Origin of the sequence: Dictyobacter vulcani (genome assembly GCF_008974265.1) — a bacterium.
In the GTDB taxonomy this organism is placed as follows: Bacteria; Chloroflexota; Ktedonobacteria; order Ktedonobacterales; family Ktedonobacteraceae; genus Dictyobacter; species Dictyobacter vulcani.
This window is the reverse complement of record NZ_BKZW01000004.1, coordinates 62567-83283: the sequence shown is the minus strand read 5'-3', so window position 1 is coordinate 83283 and position 20717 is coordinate 62567. Positions and strand designations below refer to the sequence as shown.

The following is a 20717-nucleotide window of genomic DNA, read 5'->3' as shown; positions in this document are numbered from 1 at the left end:
TGGTTGGAAGATTGGGAGTGAGATGTATAGTGAAAGAAACGACCTCTCAACAGAAAAGCAAACAAGTATAGATGGCATGACACATACAATAATGTGTGCTCATGCTTATTGGAATGGGAGCTAAAAACGTATGTTGACAGAGGAAATGCGACCAAAACTCAAAGCGGATACCTGCTATATACAGGTGCCGGAAGGGGTCTATATACGTGGGAACCATGGCGGGATCGTGCTTAAAGGGCAAAGCTTATATCACCTGCTCGTCTATCTGGCTCCCCGCCTCAATGGGGAAAAGACCTTACAGGCACTGACCGATGGTCTGAAGCCAGACCAGAAGAGTATGGTCACGAAGCTGGTAGACAAATTGCTTGTGCGCCATTTCTTGCAAGACATGAGCCAGCAACACACCTCTACCCTCAGTCCAGACGTGCTGACCACCTATGCATCAGCAATAACATTCATTGGATCCTTTCAGACATCGCCGGCCTATCACTTTGAGCAGTTTCGCAATCAGCGCCTGCTCGTCATAGGCTCAGGCACCACCTTCACCGCCATGATCCAGGCCTGCCTGCAAGGCGGCATCAAACATATTGACGCCATGAGTTATCAGACGAGCATTGATGCCAGCTTTTCCCTTTGCGATCCAGAGCAAACCGTGCGCTTGCTTGACGCATTTCCCTGGGATAATGAAGCAACCATGCGGGATACCGTTCAGGCGTACGACACGATCATGGCGATTGCGGATCAGCCATTGCTGGCGCGTGCCAGAGTATTAAACAGGATCTGTGTTGAGCAGCGCAAGACATGCGTCCAGGCGCTGATCATAGATGAGCAGGCCTGGGTCGGCCCGCTGCTCAAGCCAGATACGCTGCTGGAGCAGGGCGGCTGCTGGGAGTGTGCGTGGCTACGGCTACAGGCGCATGGAGAACAAAAAACACTGCCTGGCTTTACAGATCAAGCGAACAGACAGGCCAGTCGCTTCCTCACCCCATCTGCCGCGATGCTGCTGGCTTATCGCCTGGCCTTCAATGTGTTTACTTCCTACACACAGGCTGGCCGTATCAAACAACTGCATACCATCACCACGCTGAATCTCAAAACGTCCTTCAGCGAGAGCCATAGCTTTCTGCCGCATCCCTGCTGTACGGCCTGCCAGCAACCACAGATACCGACAGGTGCACAATTCCTTGAACATATCCAGCACCTACAACAGCAGGAACCGCTACAGATAGGAATCTTCCTGGAACAACTGGCACGCTGCTTTGATAGCAAGCTGGGCTTATTTGCCGAGCGCGCTGAGACCGATTTTGTGCAGATGCCACTGGCGGTCCTGACACTCAGAGTATTGGGCCAGCATGAGCAGCGCAATGTCCTGGCAGCAAAGCTGGACCTACAGGCAGCCAGGCTGCAGGTCAGTCTGCAGGCCTGCGCCTGTTATGCGGCCAGGATAGTAGATGGACGCCGCCTGCTCCCGGTTTCCCTGGTTCAACAGCAGGCCGCCATCATGATCGAGGCTGGATTATCATCAGTAGATGATAGCTGGGCGTGGGCTTTTGACATGCAGTTGCAGCAGCCGTATCTCGTACCAGCAGAGCAGGTCTTCCCCACCAGCGGAACTGGCCGGGGAGTGGCGGCAGGCATGAGCTGGGCAGAGGCAAGCTGCCGGGCGCTGCTAGACTGGTCTGACTATCTGACGCTAGCACAACTCACCCAGACCCGGCAGCCATACAGACAGGTCGATCTTGACAGCGTGCCACTGACCGTGGTGGGTCGACAACTCTATCAGCTCCTCATAGCGGCTGGCTGTCAGATTACCATTTATGATGTCGCGGGCGATCTGCACATTCCCATGTTCGCGATCTGCTCAGGTCAACAGGTCGTAGCTTATGGAACACAGTATACAGTAGCCGAGGCGCTGGAACATGGACTTGAGCAGGCGCTGCAATATTATCAGGCCATCCAGTTTGATCGCTTCGCCTATGTGCCAGCGGCAGTAGCCGAGCTACCAATGAACCTGCGAGCAGACAGGCACTATATAGCACCGGAAACGGCAGAGCCAGAGACATGGTCGGCCCGCCTGAATTGGTTACTCGAACGCTTCCAGGCCAATGGATTACGTGTAATGGCCGTCCCGCTGGACCATGATCCCGTTCTGTCTCAGACGCTCCCCTTTATCGTACGCCTCCTCCTGACACACACAACCAGGGATGGTCGTGAGGAATGGATTACAACGCCATGAACACACGCACTGAACATACACTTGGATTGCTGGGTCAGGGCAGCATCTATCAGCAGATGCTGCGCTCACTTGAGAATCTGTATCAGATCCTCCCGCTCGCATTAGATAGCCCGCGTCAGGACTTCACTCGCTGCCGCCTGATCATCTATTGCGCTGATAACTGGTCCCCCCAGGCGCTCTTACAGAGCAATTATCGCTGTATTGAGGCTGGCGTGGCGCTACTGCCACTCTATACGCGCTTCGACAAAGCGACTATCGGCCCCTGTGTCGTGCCGGGTCAGGAAGGCTGCGCACGCTGCGCCGAGTTCCGCAAGTTAGGAGCTACCTCCTCTTATGGGGAGCGCGAACTGCTGCTGCAGCACCTCTTCCCACGCGATATCACAACCAACACAGCCACTGAAACCAATCTCGTGGATAGTGTAGAAAGAGCCACGCAGAGCTGGCTCTCGCCCTTGAGCATTAGTATGCTCGCTACCCTGGGCATAGAAGAGATCCATACCTACCTGCAAAATACAGTAGTGCCCAGGACCCGACATGCCCTGCTGACCATCGCACTGGACACCCTGGAGTGTAGCCGACATCCGTTCATGCCTCTCTCTACCTGTCTGAACTGTGGACAACGCATCGACGATAGTCCAGAACTGGCGACCATCAGCCTGCAACCATGTCCCAAGCCAGATGTTTCTACCTATCGCAGTCGTCAGCCGCTGGCCAGCCCCAAAGAGATCCTGGCAACCTACCTGGAACCCCAAACGGGACTGATCAACTCGCTCTCCGTGGAGCAACAAAGTATCCTCCCGATAGGTTCAGCCCATCTCCATATCGAGACCGATGATGAAAACGAGACCGCGCAAGGAACAGGCTGCACATTCCGGCGTCAGCAGAGTATGGTGGTATCCGTGTTAGAGGTCCTTGAACGCTATGCGGGCCTGAATACCAGAAGTAAACGCGCCACCATCCAGGCCAGCTATCAACAACTTATCCAGGATGCCCAACCAGCACTTGATCCCACCACACTGGGACTCCACAGTCCCGAGCAATACCAGCAGAACCAGAAAGATCCACATCATCCGCTACTGGTCCCATATCATCCCGGACTGGTCTTTAACTGGACCTGGGGCTACTCTTTTATGTACCACTCACCGATCCTCATTCCAGAACACTGCGCCTACTATGGCTGTCCACGCACACCGGAGAATCCGGCCTTTGTCTATGATGTCTCGAACGGCTGCGCGCTCGGCAATTGTCTGGAGGAAGCCATCTTTCATGGCATGATGGAGGTCATTGAGCGCGACGCCTTCTTGCTCACCTGGTACGCGCAACTCAGCCTGCCACGTCTGGATCTGCAGTCCATCAAGGATCCTGGTATTAACATCCTGCTCAAACGCCTCGAACAGCACTATGGATACAGCATCCAGGTCTTCAATGCCAGCCTGGATCATGCCCTGCCCTGCCTCTGTCTGCTCGCCGTCGATGAACAGCAACGCGAAGGAATGCCCAGGGCCTATGTTGTAGCGGGCTCCCATCCACAGCCAGAGCAAGCCCTGCTGCGAGCGTTGCGTGAACTGATCGCGAATCTGGCTATGCCAGTACAACATTATCAACAGAACCGGGAGTGGGCCCTCAAAATGCTCAACGACGCCAGCCTGGTCCAGCATATGCCCGACCATCCATTGATCTACAATCTCCCCGAAGCCTTTGAGCGACTGCACTTTTTATACCAGAGTCCGCAGCATACAACCTTCCAGGAAGCATTTCACCCACGGGAGCAGCAAGCATACGAACATCTGGATCTGCGCGACGACCTCAACGACTTGATCGCCTACTATCTCAAGCGCGGCACAGACACCATCATCGTCGATCAAACCGCGCCCGAACATCTTCCCTGTGGACTACGCTGCGTCAAAGTCCTGCTGCCCGGCATGTTGCCCATGACATTTGGACACAACAATCGGCGCACCAATCTACCGCGACTCCAGCAACTACCTGTCACCCTGGGATATCGCAGCCAGCCACTCGGCCGGGCCGAGATCAATCCACACCCACATCCATTCTTCTAGACGTAGGTTCGTGGCTGGCCCACGATTGTGGACCAGCCACGAACCTACAATTTCTTTTCATAGCGGTGGTATTGGAAGTGGGTATGCATGCCTACGCGCTCATAGAGGCGCATGGCTCCGGTTGGATTGAGGGTGTCAACGTTTAAACTCATTTTTTGCAGGCCGCGCCGATAAAATTCCGCTTGTTCCAGCCGTAATAGCGCCATCCCCAGTCCTTGCTTACGCCAGGCACTTCGGACGCCCAGGTGCCAGATCCAGCCCTGGTTGTTAGAGGCTCCACCAATCACAAGGCCCACAATCTGCTCCGCTTCCCAAGCCAAGAAGATCAACGAGGGATCAGACAAGTTCTGTTGCTGCCAGACATCAAACTCACGAGGCATGTATCCTCGCTCTTCCTGTGAGATTTCTTCGTCAATGATATATAGCGCTTGCTCGTCTTTGCCAGCTTGAAATGGCCGCACAACGATCTCATTGTTCCAGACTGGTGCTGGTGGCGGCGTATCCAGCGCAAGTTTCATATTGGTCAGGCTCAACACCTGCTGGTAACCTGCGCGCTGCAAAAGATGCTGGGCCGCCTGATTACGTTCACTGATCCATGGTACAGCCAGCGTGACACCAACATCTTGGGCGACAAGCCCCCTGGCCTGTTCCTCAGCCAGATGGAGAAGATGGCGACCAATCCCGCGCCGCTGATAGTCAGGAAGCAACCAGACCTTGGCAAAGACCCGTAGCTCGGAGTCTTCTCCAGGGCGTACGTGACTATGAGCATAGCTCACAATCTGTCCATCAGGATTTTCCACTACCCAGGTATCGGTCTGCAGGTTACTATCTGGTGCCTGCCAGGTTTTACGCAGGCGGGCTTCGTTAGAGAGGGGTTCAGCAAAATCCGCCATCTCCTGGGCATTTTGCACACGGACCACGGCGGCCAGGTCGGCCATCGTAGCCGAACGCACCTGAAAGCCGGTAGGAAGAGGAGCAACATTGAGCATCAAAATTTGCCTCCATACGCATCGAAACTCACGCAAACAATCATTCAAGAAGAGGGGCCGCCCTGGTCACATCTTTGCAAGTACATCAAAAACGAGAGCGACCGGGCGGCTTGCTTATATTATAGACGACGCCAGACCAAAAATGATTCCCAGATAAGCTAATTATGCTGGCTATTGCCAGATATTCGCCTGTCAGTAACTTTCTGACAAAAAGATACGACGTAGCACCCAATAAATGAATAGATACTTCTAAAAGCGCAATTTGGGGATTGACATTTCTGATATTACAGGTTACTCTTTCCGAAGAGACTATACCCGTTGTGAATATATTCATATTGGAAAGAAAGTGTAATGAGATCTAATCAAACTGATCCAGAAACCTTTCTGCCGCTTACCCCAGCCGTCTTCAACATCCTGCTAGCTCTCGCAGACGGCGAACGGCACGGTTACAGTATTATGCAAGAAATCATCAACCAGACGCAGGGCAAGCTACGCATTGGTCCAACCACCCTCTACCGCTCAATCAAGCATATGCTGGAGGGCGAGTTGATCGTCGAGTCGGACGAGCGGCCAGACCCAGCGCTGGATGACGAGCGACGTCGTTACTATCGCCTGACGAACCTGGGGCAACGCGTGGCCGTCGCTGAGATGAATCGCCTGGAGCAGATGCTCGCCGTCGCACGCAGCAAATCTCTGTTGGGAAATCCTGGCCAGATCATGGAAGTAAAGGGAGTTTAAACATGGCACAGACGACACCCACACGTATACTACCAAAAGTGATCGTTCTCTCTTTACTACTCTATCGTTGCTTGCTTCGCATGGGACCAGCAAGTTTTCACCGCGACTTTGGGGCACTCGCGTTGCAAGATTTCCGCCAATGCTGCCGCAGCGCCTACCAGCAACAGGGGTCACTCGGCGTGCTCCGTCTGTGGCCGGGGCTTTTAAGCGAAACCGTATCAGGATTGCTCGCTGAATATTGGACTGAATTTTTTGGAAGGAGGTCTCCCATGCTCTCCACTGTCCGCCGTTCCCTCGTTGCCACCTTCTGGGCTTTTACGCTCTTTCTATTTGCCTGGGCTGCCTTAGTGCGCACTGCCGATCCCGTCGCTCCGTTCGACGCCGTTGGGCGCAGCTACCCAGAAGTTGCCATTACCTACACTCTTTTCGCTCACAGTGGAGCAATTGCCCTGCTGGCAACCATGTTAGGCGGACTTCCTATCCTCTTTACAGTTGTGAAACGGGCCCTTCAAAATAATCCATCCAGCGTGCTGAAATTGTTTCTGATCAAGCCGAAACAGGCACTTTTACTGCTCGGAGGAGCGCTGATACTTGTCGTCTGCTTCGTGGGTTATTTGCTGGGAACCGAATATATTTTTAGTTCTCCCACGGCGTCATGGGGATCATGTCCCGTTGCCCAACAATGTCTGGGACAACAGGCACCAGGGCTATTGGTACTCAATCTGGCCACGAGTGTTGGGGGTCTCACATTAGGAATTTTCGCCGTGCTGGCACTCAGTGCTTCACTCTCTCTGGCGGTGCTTCGCAGTGAATTTGGCACAGGGATACTGCGGTTCGCTTTAGCATCCATCGGCATTCTTGCTCTGACGATGGCTACAGCGACCGTGGCGAGCACCATCTGGACGATCCGTCTGTGGGTTGACGCGCCACAATTCGCTGCGAGCCGCTCTGGCCTGGGCAAGATCCAGACAGCATGGGTGATAGCTATCATCATCGTCATGGCCATCTCAACGGGTATCACTGCGGCGGCATTCACAAGAAGTCTGCGGACGAGTCTGTTCCGTGCCGCGTAGGGAATAACGCCTCCCAGAGAGGGGCTCCTCTTGTTTCACTGCTTCACTCTGTCTGGATTTGTATTCATTTTATACAAGTGAAAGTGTCATGGTATGTCTCAAAGATTCAAATGGTATGTTTCGCTTCTCCTGTTGGGTTTGCTTGGTTTCTTTCTGGTGACGCCGATACCTTTTGCCAATGCAACCGGCACACCCCCTTTGTCTGCGCACGGTTTCCAACAGCTAGACGCGCTCATTACATCGAAAATGCAGCAATGGCACATACCTGGTATGGCGCTCCGTATTGTACAAGGAGATCAGGTGGTTCATAGCCGTGGATTTGGCAATGCTGATACGAGTGGGCATCCTGTTACACCACAGACTCCTTTTATCATTGGCTCCATCTCCAAGCCATTGACAGCCACAGCCATCATGCAGCTGGTTGAACAAAGAAAGCTGGCTTTGGACACCCCCATTCTGTCTTACCTGCCCTGGTTGCAATTTGCAGGGCAAACTCCAAAGTTACCTATTACCATCCGTCAACTTCTCGCACATACCAGCGGTATATCCGCATCTGCATCTTTTGGAGACGCAGTAAACGACCAAACCAGCTTAGAGCAGCGTGTTAGGGACCATCTTATCACACTCGATCGGCAACCAGGGACCACCTTCGAGTATGCAAATACGAACTATGAATTACTGGGATTATTGGTTCAGATGGTTTCTCATGAGTCTTATTCACTGTATATTCAACAGCATATCTTTACGCCTTTAAAGATGGACAACAGTTTTACCTCTCCTCAGGGTGCATCTGAACATGGCCTGGCGCAGGCATACACCTGGGCGTTTGGTTTTCCTGTTCCTCTGCTTCCACTACCGATCTCGGCGACTGGTGATGATCCCTCGGGAAGTCTGGTCACGAGCGCGGGCGATCTCTCCCGGTATATGATTGCTGAGATGAATGGAGGCCGAATTGGGACAACCACACTGCTCTCTTCGGCAGACATAACCACAACGCAGACACCTGCTATCCACATGGGAGGTGAAGGAGAACGTAGGGGCTATGGGCTGGGCTGGATGACTGGGGAGTATCTCGATGCTCCCGGGGGAGCTATCCAAGGCATCTGGCATGGTGGCACGACGATTGGATACAACTCAATCCTGTTCATGCAACCACAACAGCACTGGGGCGTGGTCATGCTGTTCAACATCAATAACCTGTTCATCAATACGCTACCTTTTGATCCCTCGGAAATGCTCAAGCAAGGCGTGATCCAGTTTCTCTCAGGTATGAGTCCTTCTTTTTATCCAGGGCCAGGTATGCAAACCTTTTACCTGGTCACGGATAGCATACTCGCGCTCGCGACGTTGATCATGCTCTGGCCGCTGTTCAGACTTTTCCACTGGCAGAGATGCTTGCGCAAAAGATACAGCGAGCAGAAGATGAATTGGTGGCAATGGCTGCGCCTGGGGGGCGCCTTGCCTGGGAGCTATTGATCCCGCTCCTCTTCTTTCTTGGTCCTCCACTACTCTTGCATCTCTCGTTTCAGACGCTCCCTCTGATCCTCCTTTTTGAAGTGGCTGATTTTGGTGGATGGCTACTGGTGATGATGGCCGTTCTCTTCATTACTGGTGTTCTGAGAGGCATTCTAGCCTTCCGAATGCTCCATGGTCCTCGAACTTCTTTCCCAACGGACCACAACAAAAGCGCAAGCACCAGTCCGGCAAAGTGGGGCGTAAATTTCTTGTGGAACATTTTGGGTGGCTAATAGAGAACGGCATGAAAATTGCGCAGATCCTTTATTCCTCCCACACCACCTGCATGGCACCGCGTTAGCTAATGGGTGCTCTGCAGGACGTTGGTGATACCCGCTACCAGTTCTTGATAGGTAAATGGCTTCTCAATAAAACAAGCCCGGGGCGCGATACTGAGTGCTGAGGCCACTTCGGTAGGCGTGGCGGCAGAGCAGAATATCAGCGGTAAGGATCGAGTACGCATATTGGCGCGTAGAGAATGCAAAACTTCGATGCCTGTGATGTCCGGTAAATGCAAATCGAGAATCAATACATCAATTGGCAAGCTATCCGGCTGCTTCGTTATTATTGAACGCGAGGGTAAAACATGCCGACCTGCCACTTCTGTCAGAAGCGCGTCGAGACACTCGCGCGGATGTTCATACACAGTAACATGATGACCCGCATATTGCAGCATGGTTGCACAAAGTTTTGCGATACGTGCATTGTCTTCAAGTAAACCAACCTGGACCATAAAATCTTTGTATTTCCTTGTCTGGATCACATTTCGTCAAATTGTAAAGTTTCTATACGAGCATGTCAAGAATACTGCTGAATTCCCCCAACTCGGCTAGCCATATTCTCTACCTGCCCCTATTTCGGCTATTTACCTCCCACTCTTCAATTTTTGCTGAATAGTTTTTTTGACTCGACGGCGAATTGAAGTTAGTGTACAATCTATTCAATACTTTTGATTTGAGAAAAAACGGAACAACATATGAGTGAGAACGAGAGCCAGCGCAAACATCCGATCAGTGTGGTGCGCTTCGGCATGGGTAAAGAAATACAGCTCTACAACGATGAACTGGTCGTCACTGGCATTGAAGAGGACCAGGAATTGCGCGTGCAATTAGAGGCCCTGCGCCGCCTGACGCTGATTCCGGGTGAGCCAACACCATCCAAACTGGTCTTGATGGCCGATATGGATGATGACTCAACAGTTATTCTTGCTGAAGGTATGACGAATGCCAGAGACTTTCGTGAAATGCTGCCGAAGTTGACAGAGCTATGTCCGGATCTGGAACTTGATCCTCCAGATATGGGGGAACAGTTGCGTCAGGCCTTAAATAACAAGCGAGCCTGGAATATTACCTGCTATGTGGCCTGTATTATGGTCTGTGTCATCGTCTACCTTCTCTATCTGGGAGTAACTTTTATTGGCTCCCTGCATCATTAGGAGAATTTATTTACATGACGCCAGTAGCATTTATGCATGCGTATGAACAGAGAACCAATACCCATCGCTTCGAGGAAGTTGCTCCGTTGATTGCAGATGATGCCGTTTTTTGGTTTAACGACGGCTCTTTTCAAGGCAAAGAAGCGATCAGACAAGCCTTTGAAAAAACCTGGGCTGGTATCCCTGAAGAGCAGTATGCGATCGAGAATGTCCAGTGGCTCGTGGATGATGAGCAGGCCGCCGTTTGTGTCTATCTCTTTCGCTGGCAAGGGAAAATAGACGGACAAACCATCCAGGGGATGGGACGCGGGACCAGCGTCTTAAAGAAGGTCAACGACCACTGGCAGGTCGTCCATGAACACCTGAGCTCACTCCCTCAATAAATCCCTTTTGCAAGAAGATATAAAATAAGCTCTTCCCGCCTATGGCAGGAGGGCCTGGCCGGCAATATTTTTCGTTGAAGCGCTTTTGTGGCCATAAAAATAGTACGTGGAGAGGGCGCCACACGCGGAGGCCGGCATGCGGCGTGATGGTGGAGCGAGGGACTCAACGAGCAGCGCATGCCTGTGGCGCCTCCACCGAGACGGATCCTGTGTCGTGATCCTCTCCGAGAAGGTACGGGGAGGATCCACACGATCCCTGTAGGCGCCACAGCACTGCGAAGTCGTGCTTGCACGCTGGCCTGCGCAAACGTAGCAGTGCGGCCTCCGCGTGTGGCGCCCACTCCACGTACACCTGGCTTGCTGGTCACGTCGAACCATCTCTCAACGTCTCGCTAACCGAAAAGTATTAGGCCTGGCCGGCCCTCCTGCACCTCCCCTCTTTATCTATTAAAAGATCATAGGATCGAATTTACGGGTTTGCGTCGGGTTCATGGGTGTCTGATGGTTTTTCGGCGCTTGCATCTGTACCTGGCTGCTCGGTATCGGCATCGGCGCGTTTAGCGATGGATGCGGCGAGTAGGCGGCGTTTTCTACTGCCCTGGGTGAGGTAGTAGAGTAAGCCGAAGAAGGCGACAAAGAGTACGATCGGGATCAAATTGGAGCCGCCGCCTCCGCCGCTGCTGATACCAGGATAGATATAGAGATCGTTCATGGCCACCAGCACCTCTTTATAGTTGTCCCCACCCATGCCCAGCGCCTCTACGGTAATGCCTTTGGGGAGTCCAGGGGCCACGGCCTGCCAGGTCTCGCCAGCGTCACTACTGCGCAATGTGCCCGCACCGGTACCAACATAGAGCTTATTGGCATCCGAGGAATGAAAATCCAGCAGGATCGAGGTCACAGGTACAGAGGAGAGCGTGTCGCGTCCACTCTTCCAGTGCGCTCCATTATCCTCTGAAATAAAGAAGCCCTGGTCCGTGCCTGCATAGACGCGGAGATGGTCGCCACCGTTGAGGAGAGCGGGCACAACGACGTTGGTCTGGACAGTCGTTGGTAAGCCCTGACTAAAGGATTTCCAGGAGGCACCCTGATTATCGCTGCGATAGACGCCTGTCGTCGTCGCGCTCCAGAGCTGATGCTGGTCGGTATCATAGCTCAAGCCATTGATTCTGGCGTTGGCAGGCAGGCCCTGCGTAACCGGAGTCCAGGTTTTGCCAGCGTCAGTGGAGCGATAGACACCATGGGTAGCGCTCCCAAGATAGAGATTGCTGGCCGTCTTCAGATCAAAGGCCAGCGCGGTATACCCATCCTGTGGCAGACCCGCGACCATACTCCACTGCTGTCCGCCATTGCTGCTCTGCCAGAGACCACTATCGGTGGCGGCATAGAGTTGTTTACCAGCATTATCAAAGCCCAGGGCATGCACTGCCGCTGGATGAGCCAGGTCAGCTTTGGTGCGCGTCCAGTGGTCGCCACTATCCTGACTGACAAAAATAGCTCCCTGCTTCGTGCCAGCATAAATATTTTTGGGAGTATTGGGATCGGCAGTTACGGAAAGAAAACGCTGGCCATTGATGCCAGCTGGTTGCCAGCTACCGCCCGCACTAAAAATACCTGTATCGCTACCACAGGCAGACAGGATGACCATGAATACAAGAAATATAGCGCCCAGAGAAAGAAAGTGGGCAGCACGAGATTTCGTTACCAGCCAATGCATACGTGTCCTCTTCTGCTCTAAGAAAGCAGGTCTATTTCTTCGCCCAGCCCCTGTTGACATGCAAGCGTATAGACATGTGCGGCCGTGGCGATATCTTCCAGCGCCACTCCTAAACTTTTGAAGAGCGTAATGTCTTCCGGCAGTTCACGTTGTGGTCCCTCACCATTAATAATAGAGGCCAGTTCATAGACATCATCCCAGCGCAGATTACCTTCCTGGATAGGGATGAGGAGATCGCCAGCTTCTATGTGCGCTTGCTCTAGTGAGTCGGTTGAAATGATAGCACATCGCTGCAAGGTTCGGCTATCCAATTCACGGCGCTGTGCCCAGTTGGAGCCTATGGCATTGATATGGCAGCCGGGCTGGAGCCAGTTCCCATCAATAATTGGCTCCCCGGCCGTGGTGGCGGTAATCAAAATATCAGCGGACTCGACTGCCTGCTGGATGCTGTTCACAGCATGCATCGTGATGGACAGGCGGCGCTGCATCTGCTGGCAAAAAAACTCCCGCTCATGCTGATTCCGGCAATAGACCAGGACATCTGTCACCTGGCGTACGGCACACATGCCCATTAACTGGGTCATCGCCTGATTGCCGGCACCGATAAGACCAACCACCGAAGATTCAGGACGGGACAGGTGGAGCGTGGCCAGGGCGCTGGCGGCCCCGGTACGCATGGATCCCAACCAGCTGGCTTCAATCAGAGCCAGGAGTTGTCCATCAATGGCGCTATAGAGCGTGATCAAGAAACGCACGCCGTCCGCGAGGCGGTATAGGTCTTATGCCCAAAGACCCCATAGTCCGGTGCCGCCGCAGCCAGATAGGTCAGGACGCCCTGGGGAAACTGCAAGCGGCTACGTGGTTGGTTCAGCACCTGACCCTGCGCATAGGCGATAAAGGCCTCCTCAAGGACGGCCACGGCATCGCGCATATTGAGCAATGTGCGCACCTCTTTTTCACGCAGGAGCAGCGCCATAACACCAACCTGTTTTAACGGGTACGGCGAATTATACGTCGAACCGCAACAACCGTCTCTTCAATCTCATAGCCCTTTGGCAATTTCGTCGTTTTCTTCTGCTGTGGGAATGCCAGATCCTTCATATCGCTCAGCATCGGCAAGGACCGTTCGAAAGATGGCCCGGGCTGCAAGCGAGCCAGCAGATTGCGGCGCAACAACTCGATACCCACACCAACCGCCAGCGCCCCCACACCTGCCGCAACATTGCGAGGCACAGGAGAATTATAGATCAGCGAAGGCAGATTCGACTGCAAGGGAACAATACTGGTAGATTTCTTAGTCAGATCAGCACCGCAGCTCTGGCAATACAGATCATCCTCTGCATACCTGGCATGACAATTAGGACATTGCATAATGTAACTTCCTCCAATAAATGCGCTCGCTCAGAGTATAAATGAGTGTATATGTATGTTTCGGTAGCTGTCAATGGCTCCATCCAGATAAGAGAAAAAAGCCCTGAGCCTCTATTCATAGTATAAATGTAAGAGCACGAAGAAAAACAGCACCAATCGGAATAGCCAGTAACGCTCCGGGATCAAGAATTTTTCTTCATGTGCCAGCCACAGTGGTTCTTTTTCTAGCATAAAATACCTGTCAAGTCTGACAGAGAAAGATGGCACAAACCAGAAAAGCGGACTTCCTCTTTACTATACGTTTCTACTGTTACGCTCGCTCCATTATACATCTTTTACAGGCCCGAAGTCCCATAAACCGGCCCCAACCGGGAAGATAGTACGCTCCGACCGCAGGCCAGACGGTTAATGCTCGCATAACGCAGAGAACCGTCGCACCGGCAGCGCTGGTCGCTAATATTTTTCGTTGAAGCGCTTTTGTGGCCATAAAAATAGGTGGAGAAAAGCAGCGGATCGTACGTGAAGAGGGCGCCACACGCGGAGGCCGGCATGCGGCGTGATTGTGGAGCGAGGGGCTCAACGAGCATCGCATGCCTGTGGCGCCTCCACCGAGACGGATCCTGTTTCGTGATCCTCTCCGAGAAGGTACGGGGAGGATCCACACGATCCCTGTAGGCGCCACAGCACTGCGAAGTCGTTCTTGCACGCTGGCCTGCGCAAACGGAGCAGTGCGGCCTCCGCGTGTGGCGCCCTCTCGACGTACACCTTGCTTGCTGGTCACGTCGAACCCTCTCTCAACGTCTCGCTAACCGAAAAGTATTAGCGCTTGTCGCTGCGATCAGCTCGCGTATGACCATGCTCCAAACCAGCAACTTGATTTTTGGGTGGATCTCCGGTACGCTTCTCTACATAACGTGCATTATTTGTGTGTAATTGACAGCATCGGCCTCAAGGGAGATTTTGATGACACAAATGCAAGAGCCTGCCTTCATTGAACCGAGGGCGCTGCGCTGGAGTTATGCCAGCGCGACCAGCAGTATTCCGCTGCTCGGACTGACGATCGGTGATATGTTTGATCAAACGGTGGCCCGCTATCCGGATCAGCCGGCGCTGATTGTACGCCATCAGGAGATACGCCTGAGTTATCGTGAATTGCAAAGCCAGGTCAACCAATGCGCGAAGGCACTGATGCAGCTCGGCATCCAAAAAGGACAGCGCATCGGCATCTGGTCCCCCAACTGCGCCGAATGGTGTATTACCCAGTTCGCCACCAGCAAAATCGGTGCCATCCTCGTCAACCTGAATCCTGCCTATCGACTACACGAGATCGAATATGCGCTGAAAGACTCAGGCTGTAGTGTGCTGATCCTGGCCGCCGACTTTAAAAACTCGCATTATACCGAGATGATCCTGGAATTGCTGCCAGAACTTACCAGAAGCACCAACGAGCAAATCCAGTCTACCAGGTTGCCAGAACTCACACGCATCATACGCCTGGGACAGGAGAAGCAGGCGGGCATGCTGACCTGGGATGAGTTGATGGCGCTGGGCGAGCAGGTGAGCGATGCACAACTGGCCGCACGGCAGCAGGAGCAAGAGTTCGATGATCCAATCAATATTCAATATACCAGCGGCACCACTGGCTATCCCAAAGGGGCCACGCTGAGCCATCACAACATCCTCAACAATGGCTATTTCGTGGCCGAATTACAGAAATTGACCCACGAGGATAGATTGTGTATTCCGGTACCACTCTATCACTGCTTCGGCATGGTAATGGGAAACCTCGGCTGCATCACGCATGGGGCCGCCATGGTCTATCCTTCAGCCGTCTTTGAGCCCCGCGCCGTCCTGCAAACCGTTCAGGATGAACAATGTACCGCGCTCTACGGCGTCCCGACGATGTTTATCGCCGAGCTCAACCATGCAGAATTCAGCAACTTCGACCTCAGCAGTCTGCGCACCGGCGTCATGGCCGGCTCTCCATGTCCCATTGAGGTCATGAAAAGAGTTATCCAGTTGATGCATATGCAGGATACTGAAATCTGCTATGGCATGACCGAGACCGCGCCCGTCAGTTGTCAGTCAACGCTCGACACCCCGTTGGAGAAACGCGTCAGCACCGTGGGACAGGTCGGACCACATCTGGAAGTCAAGATCGTCGATCCCGCCAGCGGCCAGATCGTCCCGGTAGGCAATACCGGCGAACTATGTACACGCGGCTATAGCGTCATGCTCGGCTACTGGAATAATCCCGAGGCCACCGCCGCCGCCATCGATCAAGCCCGCTGGATGCATACCGGCGATCTGGCAACTATGGACGAGGAGGGTTATGTCAATATCGTTGGGCGCATCAAAGATATGATCATTCGCGGCGGCGAAAACGTCTATCCACGTGAAATCGAAGAGTTTTTATACACCCATCCTGAGATCGCTGATGTGCAGGTTATTGGAGTGCCTGATCCCAAATATGGAGAGGCCATTGTCGCATGGATCAAGGTTCGGGACGGCGAACAATTAAGCGAAGAAGATGTCCGCGAATTTTGTAGTGGGCAGATCGCCCACTACAAAATTCCCAGATACATCCGCTTCACCCAGGAGTATCCGATGACCGTCACCGGCAAGATCCAGAAATACCTGATGCGCCAGACATCCATCCAGGAACTCGGCCTGCAAGAGATCCAGACCGCCTGAGTGGGAGAGGCTTATTTAGTACGCCCGCTATTCACCACAGGTCACGCTGACGACTGATCCGGTGATGGCGCTGGCTCGATCTGAGGCCATCAGCACAGCCATGTCCGCGACTTCTGCCAGCCTGGGCAGGCGCTTCAACATCGTGCTCGCGGCGACACGGGCCTCAAACGCCTCTCTGGAAAGACCGGCACGCTCGGCGTGCAGGTGAAAGACCTCATCTACCCCCGGTGCGTCTGGCGAGCCAGCGGATCGCAGGCAGACAACACGAACACCCTGCGATCCCATCTCGGCGGCCAGTTGCCGACAAAAGCCCTCGATGGCCACACAAGCAACCCCGAAACCTCCAACATTGGAAGATCCCTGGCCCGCGATAGCGGTAATGGCCAGGATAACACCAGACCCGTTCTTCGCCATATACCGCGCCGCTGCAGTTGCCGTGACGAAATGTGTCGTTATCGCTCTTACAGTTGGTAATGCGAAATCCTCCTGGGCCATCTCAACCAGTGGCGTTCCGTGAATATCGTCAAGTCCGACCGCATTAAAGGAAATATCAATCCAGCCAAAGTTGCTTATTATTTCATCCAGATAGCTCGCTACCGCCTGCTCGTCAAGCGCATCCACCTGAGCAATCTCAGCCAAACCACCAGCGGCAGAGATTTCCTGTGCCACTTTCTCCAACGGAGCAAGGGTACGACCAACCAGAAAAACCCTGGCTCCCTCACGGGCAAAAGCCAGCGCGACCGCACTTCCGACAGCTCCTCCAGCACCATAAATCACAGCATGCTTATTTTCCAGCAGCATCCTAATCCTCCTATAGAGCTTGTTTGCTATTCTACATTATCAAATACCAGTGCTTAATTCCAGGGCGCGCAAAGTTCATTTCCAAAGCGTTCCCCTTACTGGCAACATAGCTAGTTTACTTGCTCACATCCCAAAAAACTTCTCTGATCTTGCTCATATCAGAGCCGTTCAGGTGAGACTCCATTGGTGGGCGGACCACTCAGCATGGGGCATACCACTGGCAAGCGTAATCTGAATAAAGGTTTGCACATCAAAAGATACGCGGTGCAGTTCGACAGTAAGCACATCATTAAGGGTATCGATGATGGCGTATTCTGCCCAGGGTGGGTTCTGCACGCTATCGTCAAAAGGCCAGTTATGATCGAAAGCCAGGCCGACACTGCCAGGATTGAGCACCAGGCTCCTGCGGTGGCGGATCAACATCTGCATATGGGTGTGCCCGCCAACAAAAATGTCGGCCTGATGGCCAGCCAGCGCTGAGTCCAGATCATGATCAGGTATAGTTGGATGGATGTGTTCGCGGTAAGAACGTGGTGAACCATGATAGGCGAGCAAGCGCTGGCCATTCTCCAGCGTAGAGGAGATGGTAGGCGGAAAACCGGATAAGTAGGCGCGATCTTCCGACGTAAGTTGTTGAGATGCCCAGAACTCCATTTCCTGAATACGTTGCTTATCCGGATCGTCCCGCTCTTTGAGTTTCGGCTCCAACAACCAGGCGTCGGTATTGCCCATAACCACCGGGCACCCGATCTGCTTGAGGCGCGTTATGACCTCATGTGGTTGCGGACCCCTGGACGCAACATCGCCGAGGCAGATGATTTGCTTGATCTTGCGCTCTGCAATGGCACTCAGCACCGCATTCAGGGCAACGAGGTTACCGTGGATATCAGAAATGATAGCAACTGGCATGAATACGCTCCTCTTCTGGGATTTGTCGATCTTCCTTCAAAGGAAGATCATCCTGAATGGTATAGGCATCTTATTAGTGCTTTTTACTGATATGTTGTTGTGAGGCGCGCGTAAAAAACCGCTGTATCACTTTTCAGCGCGCATGGCAAGCGCTTTTTCGTGTGATCCAGGAATCGTGAAGATTTTATGTAACCAGCGTGTAATGGGCACATATAAAATCAGTAGTAATAATGAACATAGCAATGTCATGATAGCCCAGAAAAAATTGTCAGGGGTGATAATTACGCCAAAGAGATGTGGTCCAAAGGCGCCGGCCGATTGGTACCAGGTATTGATACCAATACACCATACCGCGACTTGCAAGCAGATATAAGAAATTCCTACTTTCCCGGTACTGATACCAAGGAAAAGAATGCCGAGGCCATAATAGGTCAGAATACCACCAAAATGGAAAAAGGTCTGCCAGTCCCCGATCAGGGCGATACGAGCCCATAGTAACTCAAACAAAAGCGACGTAGAACGTGCTGACTGACTAAAAATTATGGTGACCTGAATAGTCCAATATACGCCCAGCAGTATAAAAATAATGCCCAATACACGCAAGATAGTTTGATACGTCAAGATCCTTCTCAACATATTAACTGCTCCTATATAGTATAATTTTTCACGTATAAGGAGTATAGCACAAAATAGCGTTTTCTTTAAGGATCTATAGAGAATAACAGGCGCCATCCAGAGGCGGGACACGCTTGGATGCGCTCGCCTCACCACAATCATGTGTGTGAGGGACCTATCATACGTGAACAGGTCGCAGGCTCAAGCCCCAATACGTTTCGTTGAAGGAGATAACCTCAACAGTATGGCGTGGCGTCGTGTACGTGGAGAGGGCGCCACACGCGGAGGCCGCACTGCTGCGTTTGCGCAGGCCAGCGTGCAAGAACGACTTGCAGTGCTGTGGCGCCTACACGGATCGTGTGTGCCGTGGCCTGCTCGCGCAGCAACGTGGTGGGAGAGCGCGTGGATCCTACCCCGTACCTTCTCGGAGAGGATCACGAAACACGATCCGTCTCGGTGGAGGCGCCACAGGCATGCGAGGCTCGTTGTGCCCCTCGCTCCACGATCACGCCGCATGCCGGCCTCCGCGTGTGGCGCCCTCTCGACGGACGATCCGCTGCTTTTTTTCACAACAGCTTTTGCAACCACAAAAGTGCTTAAGCCCAGGGACGGTTTGATCCCTAGAGGAGATGAACGAAAGTAGGTTCGACCCTTTGGGTCGATTGGTTCCCTTCATACTATCCTTGCTTGACCATGAGCAAGCTATGCCATGTTAGGCAATGCATTCGTGTGGGGGGAGACAATCGACCCAAAGGGTCGAACCTACCATTTGTATCTCTCTTGATCATTTTTGCATGCGTTGCTTCATGATCATGCCACCATTGTAGCCATTCCATCCATAACCGAAATGTATTGGCGACCAGCGCTGCCGGTACGTGACGTTGCTTGCTCGTACGCCGACAAGTCGCAGCGACCAGCGCTGCCGCTACGACCGGCCGGAAGCTCCGCATGGTTTTTTGTGGGATGCGGGGCCTCCGGTCCGGAGCTGGGGTTATGGGATCCAGCTGTAGGGGTAGCGGTCGTCGTCGATGGTCTGGGCGACGGCGGCGTATTTGAGCGGGTTGAAAGTGTCGATCATGACGGCAAGTTCATCGGTCTGCTCGACACCAAGACTCTTTTCGACGGCTCCGGGATGCGGGCCGTGTGGGATGCCACGCGGGTGCATGGAGATTGAGGAGCGTTCGATGCCGCGCCGGCTACCGAAGTTTCCGTTGACATAGTAGAGCATTTCGTCGCTGTCAATGTTACTGTGGTTGTAGGGCACAGGAATCGAGAGCGGATGGTAGTCCAGCTTGCGTGGAACAAAGGAGCAGACGACGAAATTGGGTCCCTGGAAGGTCTGGTGGACTGGCGGCGGCTGATGGATACGGCCAGTGATGGGCTCGAAGTCGGCGATATTGAAGATCCAGGGATATTCACAGCCGTCCCAGCCAACGACGTTGAAGGGATGGAAGTCATACCAGTAACTGGTAATCAGGTCGCCAACCTTCATGCGTACCTCGAACTCGCCCTGCTCAGTATGGGTCACCAGTTCTTCAGGACGGCGGATGTCGCGTTCGCAGTATGGCGAATGCTCAAGCAGTTGTCCGTTGGGGCTGAGATAACGGCGTGGTGGCGCGATAGTACCGTGGGCCTCTACGACCAGGAAACGGCTCTGCACGCTGTCCGGAGCGATATCAAAACGATAGGTGGTACCACGCGGGATGATGATGTAGTCGCCCTCGTGATAGGGAAGCAGACCAAAGGTAGTCTCAAGGGTACCATGGCCATCGTGCACAAAGTACATCGTGTCAGCATCGCCGGCCCGATAATAATACTTCATCTCCTCGGTCGGCAGCGAGATACCAATGGTCAGATCATGGTTATACATCAAGATCTGATTGCCCTGCACTGCATCCCAGCCCGGCTTCAGACCAGCGGTCTTGAGATGATGGTGGCGATGGACATCCTCGTTCCAACCCTCGATATGACGGCGCTGAAAGCACTCGACACGTGAGACACGGGTGGGTGGATAGTAGTAATAGATGTTCGAGTAATTATTGGAGAAGCCCTCGGTCCCAAACAACTCCTCCGAGTAGAGCGAGCCATCTGGCTTACGGAATTGCGTATGTCTCTTGGGCGGAATCTCTCCCAGACGATGATAGGGTGGCATCTTTGACCTCCTGAAAAGCACAATGTGTA

At 53.2% G+C, this 20717-nt stretch carries 19 protein-coding genes; 9 read left to right on the top strand and 10 right to left on the bottom strand.

What is annotated here, in order from left to right:
• The first annotated feature begins 130 nt into the window (after positions 1-130).
• Together KDW_RS27675 and KDW_RS27670 are read left to right on the top strand one after the other, a co-directional pair.
• The gene (locus KDW_RS27675; protein ID WP_151759161.1) at positions 131-2236 is read left to right on the top strand and encodes a TOMM precursor leader peptide-binding protein; all 2106 of its coding nucleotides are present in this window, start codon (positions 131-133) and stop codon (positions 2234-2236) included.
• The gene (locus KDW_RS27670) at positions 2233-4296 is read left to right on the top strand and encodes a TOMM precursor leader peptide-binding protein (protein WP_162005666.1); all 2064 of its coding nucleotides are present in this window, start codon (positions 2233-2235) and stop codon (positions 4294-4296) included. The genes KDW_RS27675 and KDW_RS27670 overlap by 4 nt, the downstream gene beginning before the upstream one ends.
• A 44-nt stretch (positions 4297-4340) precedes the next feature.
• Here the strand turns inward: KDW_RS27670 and KDW_RS27665 are convergent, their stop codons facing one another.
• Positions 4341-5285, bottom strand: a complete 945-nt coding sequence (locus KDW_RS27665; RefSeq protein ID WP_233098010.1) for a GNAT family N-acetyltransferase — start codon at positions 5283-5285, stop codon at positions 4341-4343.
• Positions 5286-5636: 351 nt separating this feature from the next.
• Here KDW_RS27665 and KDW_RS27660 point away from each other — a divergent pair, with 351 nt between their 5' ends.
• The 3 genes from KDW_RS27660 to KDW_RS27650 all read left to right on the top strand — a co-directional run bounded on the left by KDW_RS27660 (position 5637) and on the right by KDW_RS27650 (position 8572).
• A complete protein-coding gene (locus tag KDW_RS27660) occupies positions 5637-6023 on the top strand; it encodes a PadR family transcriptional regulator (protein WP_151759158.1) in 387 nt (128 codons plus the stop codon).
• Positions 6024-6025: 2 nt separating this feature from the next.
• Positions 6026-7096, top strand: a complete 1071-nt coding sequence (locus KDW_RS27655; RefSeq protein WP_151759157.1) for a hypothetical protein — start codon at positions 6026-6028, stop codon at positions 7094-7096.
• Positions 7097-7189: 93 nt separating this feature from the next.
• Entirely contained in the window at positions 7190-8572 is a 1383-nt protein-coding gene (locus KDW_RS27650) for a serine hydrolase domain-containing protein (protein WP_151759156.1), read from the top strand.
• 340 nt (positions 8573-8912) lie between these two features.
• On the opposite strand, the gene KDW_RS27640 is transcribed toward KDW_RS27650, so the two are convergent.
• The gene (locus KDW_RS27640) at positions 8913-9344 is read right to left on the bottom strand and encodes a response regulator (RefSeq protein ID WP_151759154.1); all 432 of its coding nucleotides are present in this window, start codon (positions 9342-9344) and stop codon (positions 8913-8915) included.
• Between the two features lie 243 nt (positions 9345-9587).
• Between KDW_RS27640 and KDW_RS27635 the strand changes: the two genes are divergently transcribed.
• From KDW_RS27635 to KDW_RS27625, 3 genes are all read left to right on the top strand, one after another.
• Positions 9588-10046, top strand: a complete 459-nt coding sequence (locus tag KDW_RS27635; RefSeq protein WP_151759153.1) for a hypothetical protein — start codon at positions 9588-9590, stop codon at positions 10044-10046.
• A gap of 14 nt (positions 10047-10060) precedes the next feature.
• The gene (locus KDW_RS27630; RefSeq protein ID WP_151759152.1) at positions 10061-10429 is read left to right on the top strand and encodes a YybH family protein; all 369 of its coding nucleotides are present in this window, start codon (positions 10061-10063) and stop codon (positions 10427-10429) included.
• Between the two features lie 177 nt (positions 10430-10606).
• Positions 10607-10825 carry a hypothetical protein gene (locus KDW_RS27625; protein WP_151759151.1) on the top strand — a complete coding sequence of 73 codons (219 nt, stop codon included), beginning with the start codon at positions 10607-10609 and terminating at the stop codon, positions 10823-10825.
• A 73-nt stretch (positions 10826-10898) separates the two neighbouring features.
• Here the strand turns inward: KDW_RS27625 and KDW_RS27620 are convergent, their stop codons facing one another.
• From KDW_RS27620 to KDW_RS27605, 4 genes are read right to left on the bottom strand one after another with little or no spacing between them, the layout of a single operon-like run.
• Positions 10899-12146, bottom strand: coding sequence for a WD40/YVTN/BNR-like repeat-containing protein (locus KDW_RS27620; protein WP_162005665.1), 1248 nt, complete (start codon positions 12144-12146; stop codon positions 10899-10901).
• A 17-nt stretch (positions 12147-12163) separates the two neighbouring features.
• Positions 12164-12892 (bottom strand): ornithine cyclodeaminase family protein, encoded by a 729-nt coding sequence (locus KDW_RS27615; RefSeq protein ID WP_162005664.1) that lies wholly within the window; start codon positions 12890-12892, stop codon positions 12164-12166.
• Positions 12889-13122, bottom strand: coding sequence for a Rossmann-fold NAD(P)-binding domain-containing protein (locus tag KDW_RS27610; protein ID WP_151759148.1), 234 nt, complete (start codon positions 13120-13122; stop codon positions 12889-12891). The genes KDW_RS27615 and KDW_RS27610 overlap by 4 nt, the downstream gene beginning before the upstream one ends.
• Positions 13123-13136: 14 nt before the next feature.
• On the bottom strand, positions 13137-13517 hold the full coding sequence (locus KDW_RS27605; protein WP_151759147.1) for a zinc-ribbon domain-containing protein: 381 nt from the start codon (positions 13515-13517) through the stop codon (positions 13137-13139).
• A 963-nt stretch (positions 13518-14480) separates the two neighbouring features.
• Between KDW_RS27605 and KDW_RS27595 the strand changes: the two genes are divergently transcribed.
• A complete protein-coding gene (locus KDW_RS27595) occupies positions 14481-16211 on the top strand; it encodes an AMP-binding protein (protein ID WP_233097940.1) in 1731 nt (576 codons plus the stop codon).
• Positions 16212-16238: 27 nt separating this feature from the next.
• On the opposite strand, the gene KDW_RS27590 is transcribed toward KDW_RS27595, so the two are convergent.
• The 4 genes from KDW_RS27590 to KDW_RS27575 all read right to left on the bottom strand — a co-directional run bounded on the left by KDW_RS27590 (position 16239) and on the right by KDW_RS27575 (position 20688).
• Complete coding sequence (locus tag KDW_RS27590; RefSeq protein ID WP_151759145.1) at positions 16239-17012, bottom strand: SDR family NAD(P)-dependent oxidoreductase; 774 nt, start codon at positions 17010-17012, stop codon at positions 16239-16241.
• 168 nt (positions 17013-17180) lie between these two features.
• Positions 17181-17921, bottom strand: a complete 741-nt coding sequence (locus tag KDW_RS27585) for a metallophosphoesterase family protein (RefSeq protein WP_151759144.1) — start codon at positions 17919-17921, stop codon at positions 17181-17183.
• Positions 17922-18047: 126 nt separating this feature from the next.
• Positions 18048-18557 (bottom strand): hypothetical protein, encoded by a 510-nt coding sequence (locus tag KDW_RS27580; protein WP_151759143.1) that lies wholly within the window; start codon positions 18555-18557, stop codon positions 18048-18050.
• A gap of 970 nt (positions 18558-19527) precedes the next feature.
• Positions 19528-20688 carry a homogentisate 1,2-dioxygenase gene (locus KDW_RS27575; protein WP_151759142.1) on the bottom strand — a complete coding sequence of 387 codons (1161 nt, stop codon included), beginning with the start codon at positions 20686-20688 and terminating at the stop codon, positions 19528-19530.
• Positions 20689-20717 lie beyond the last annotated feature (29 nt).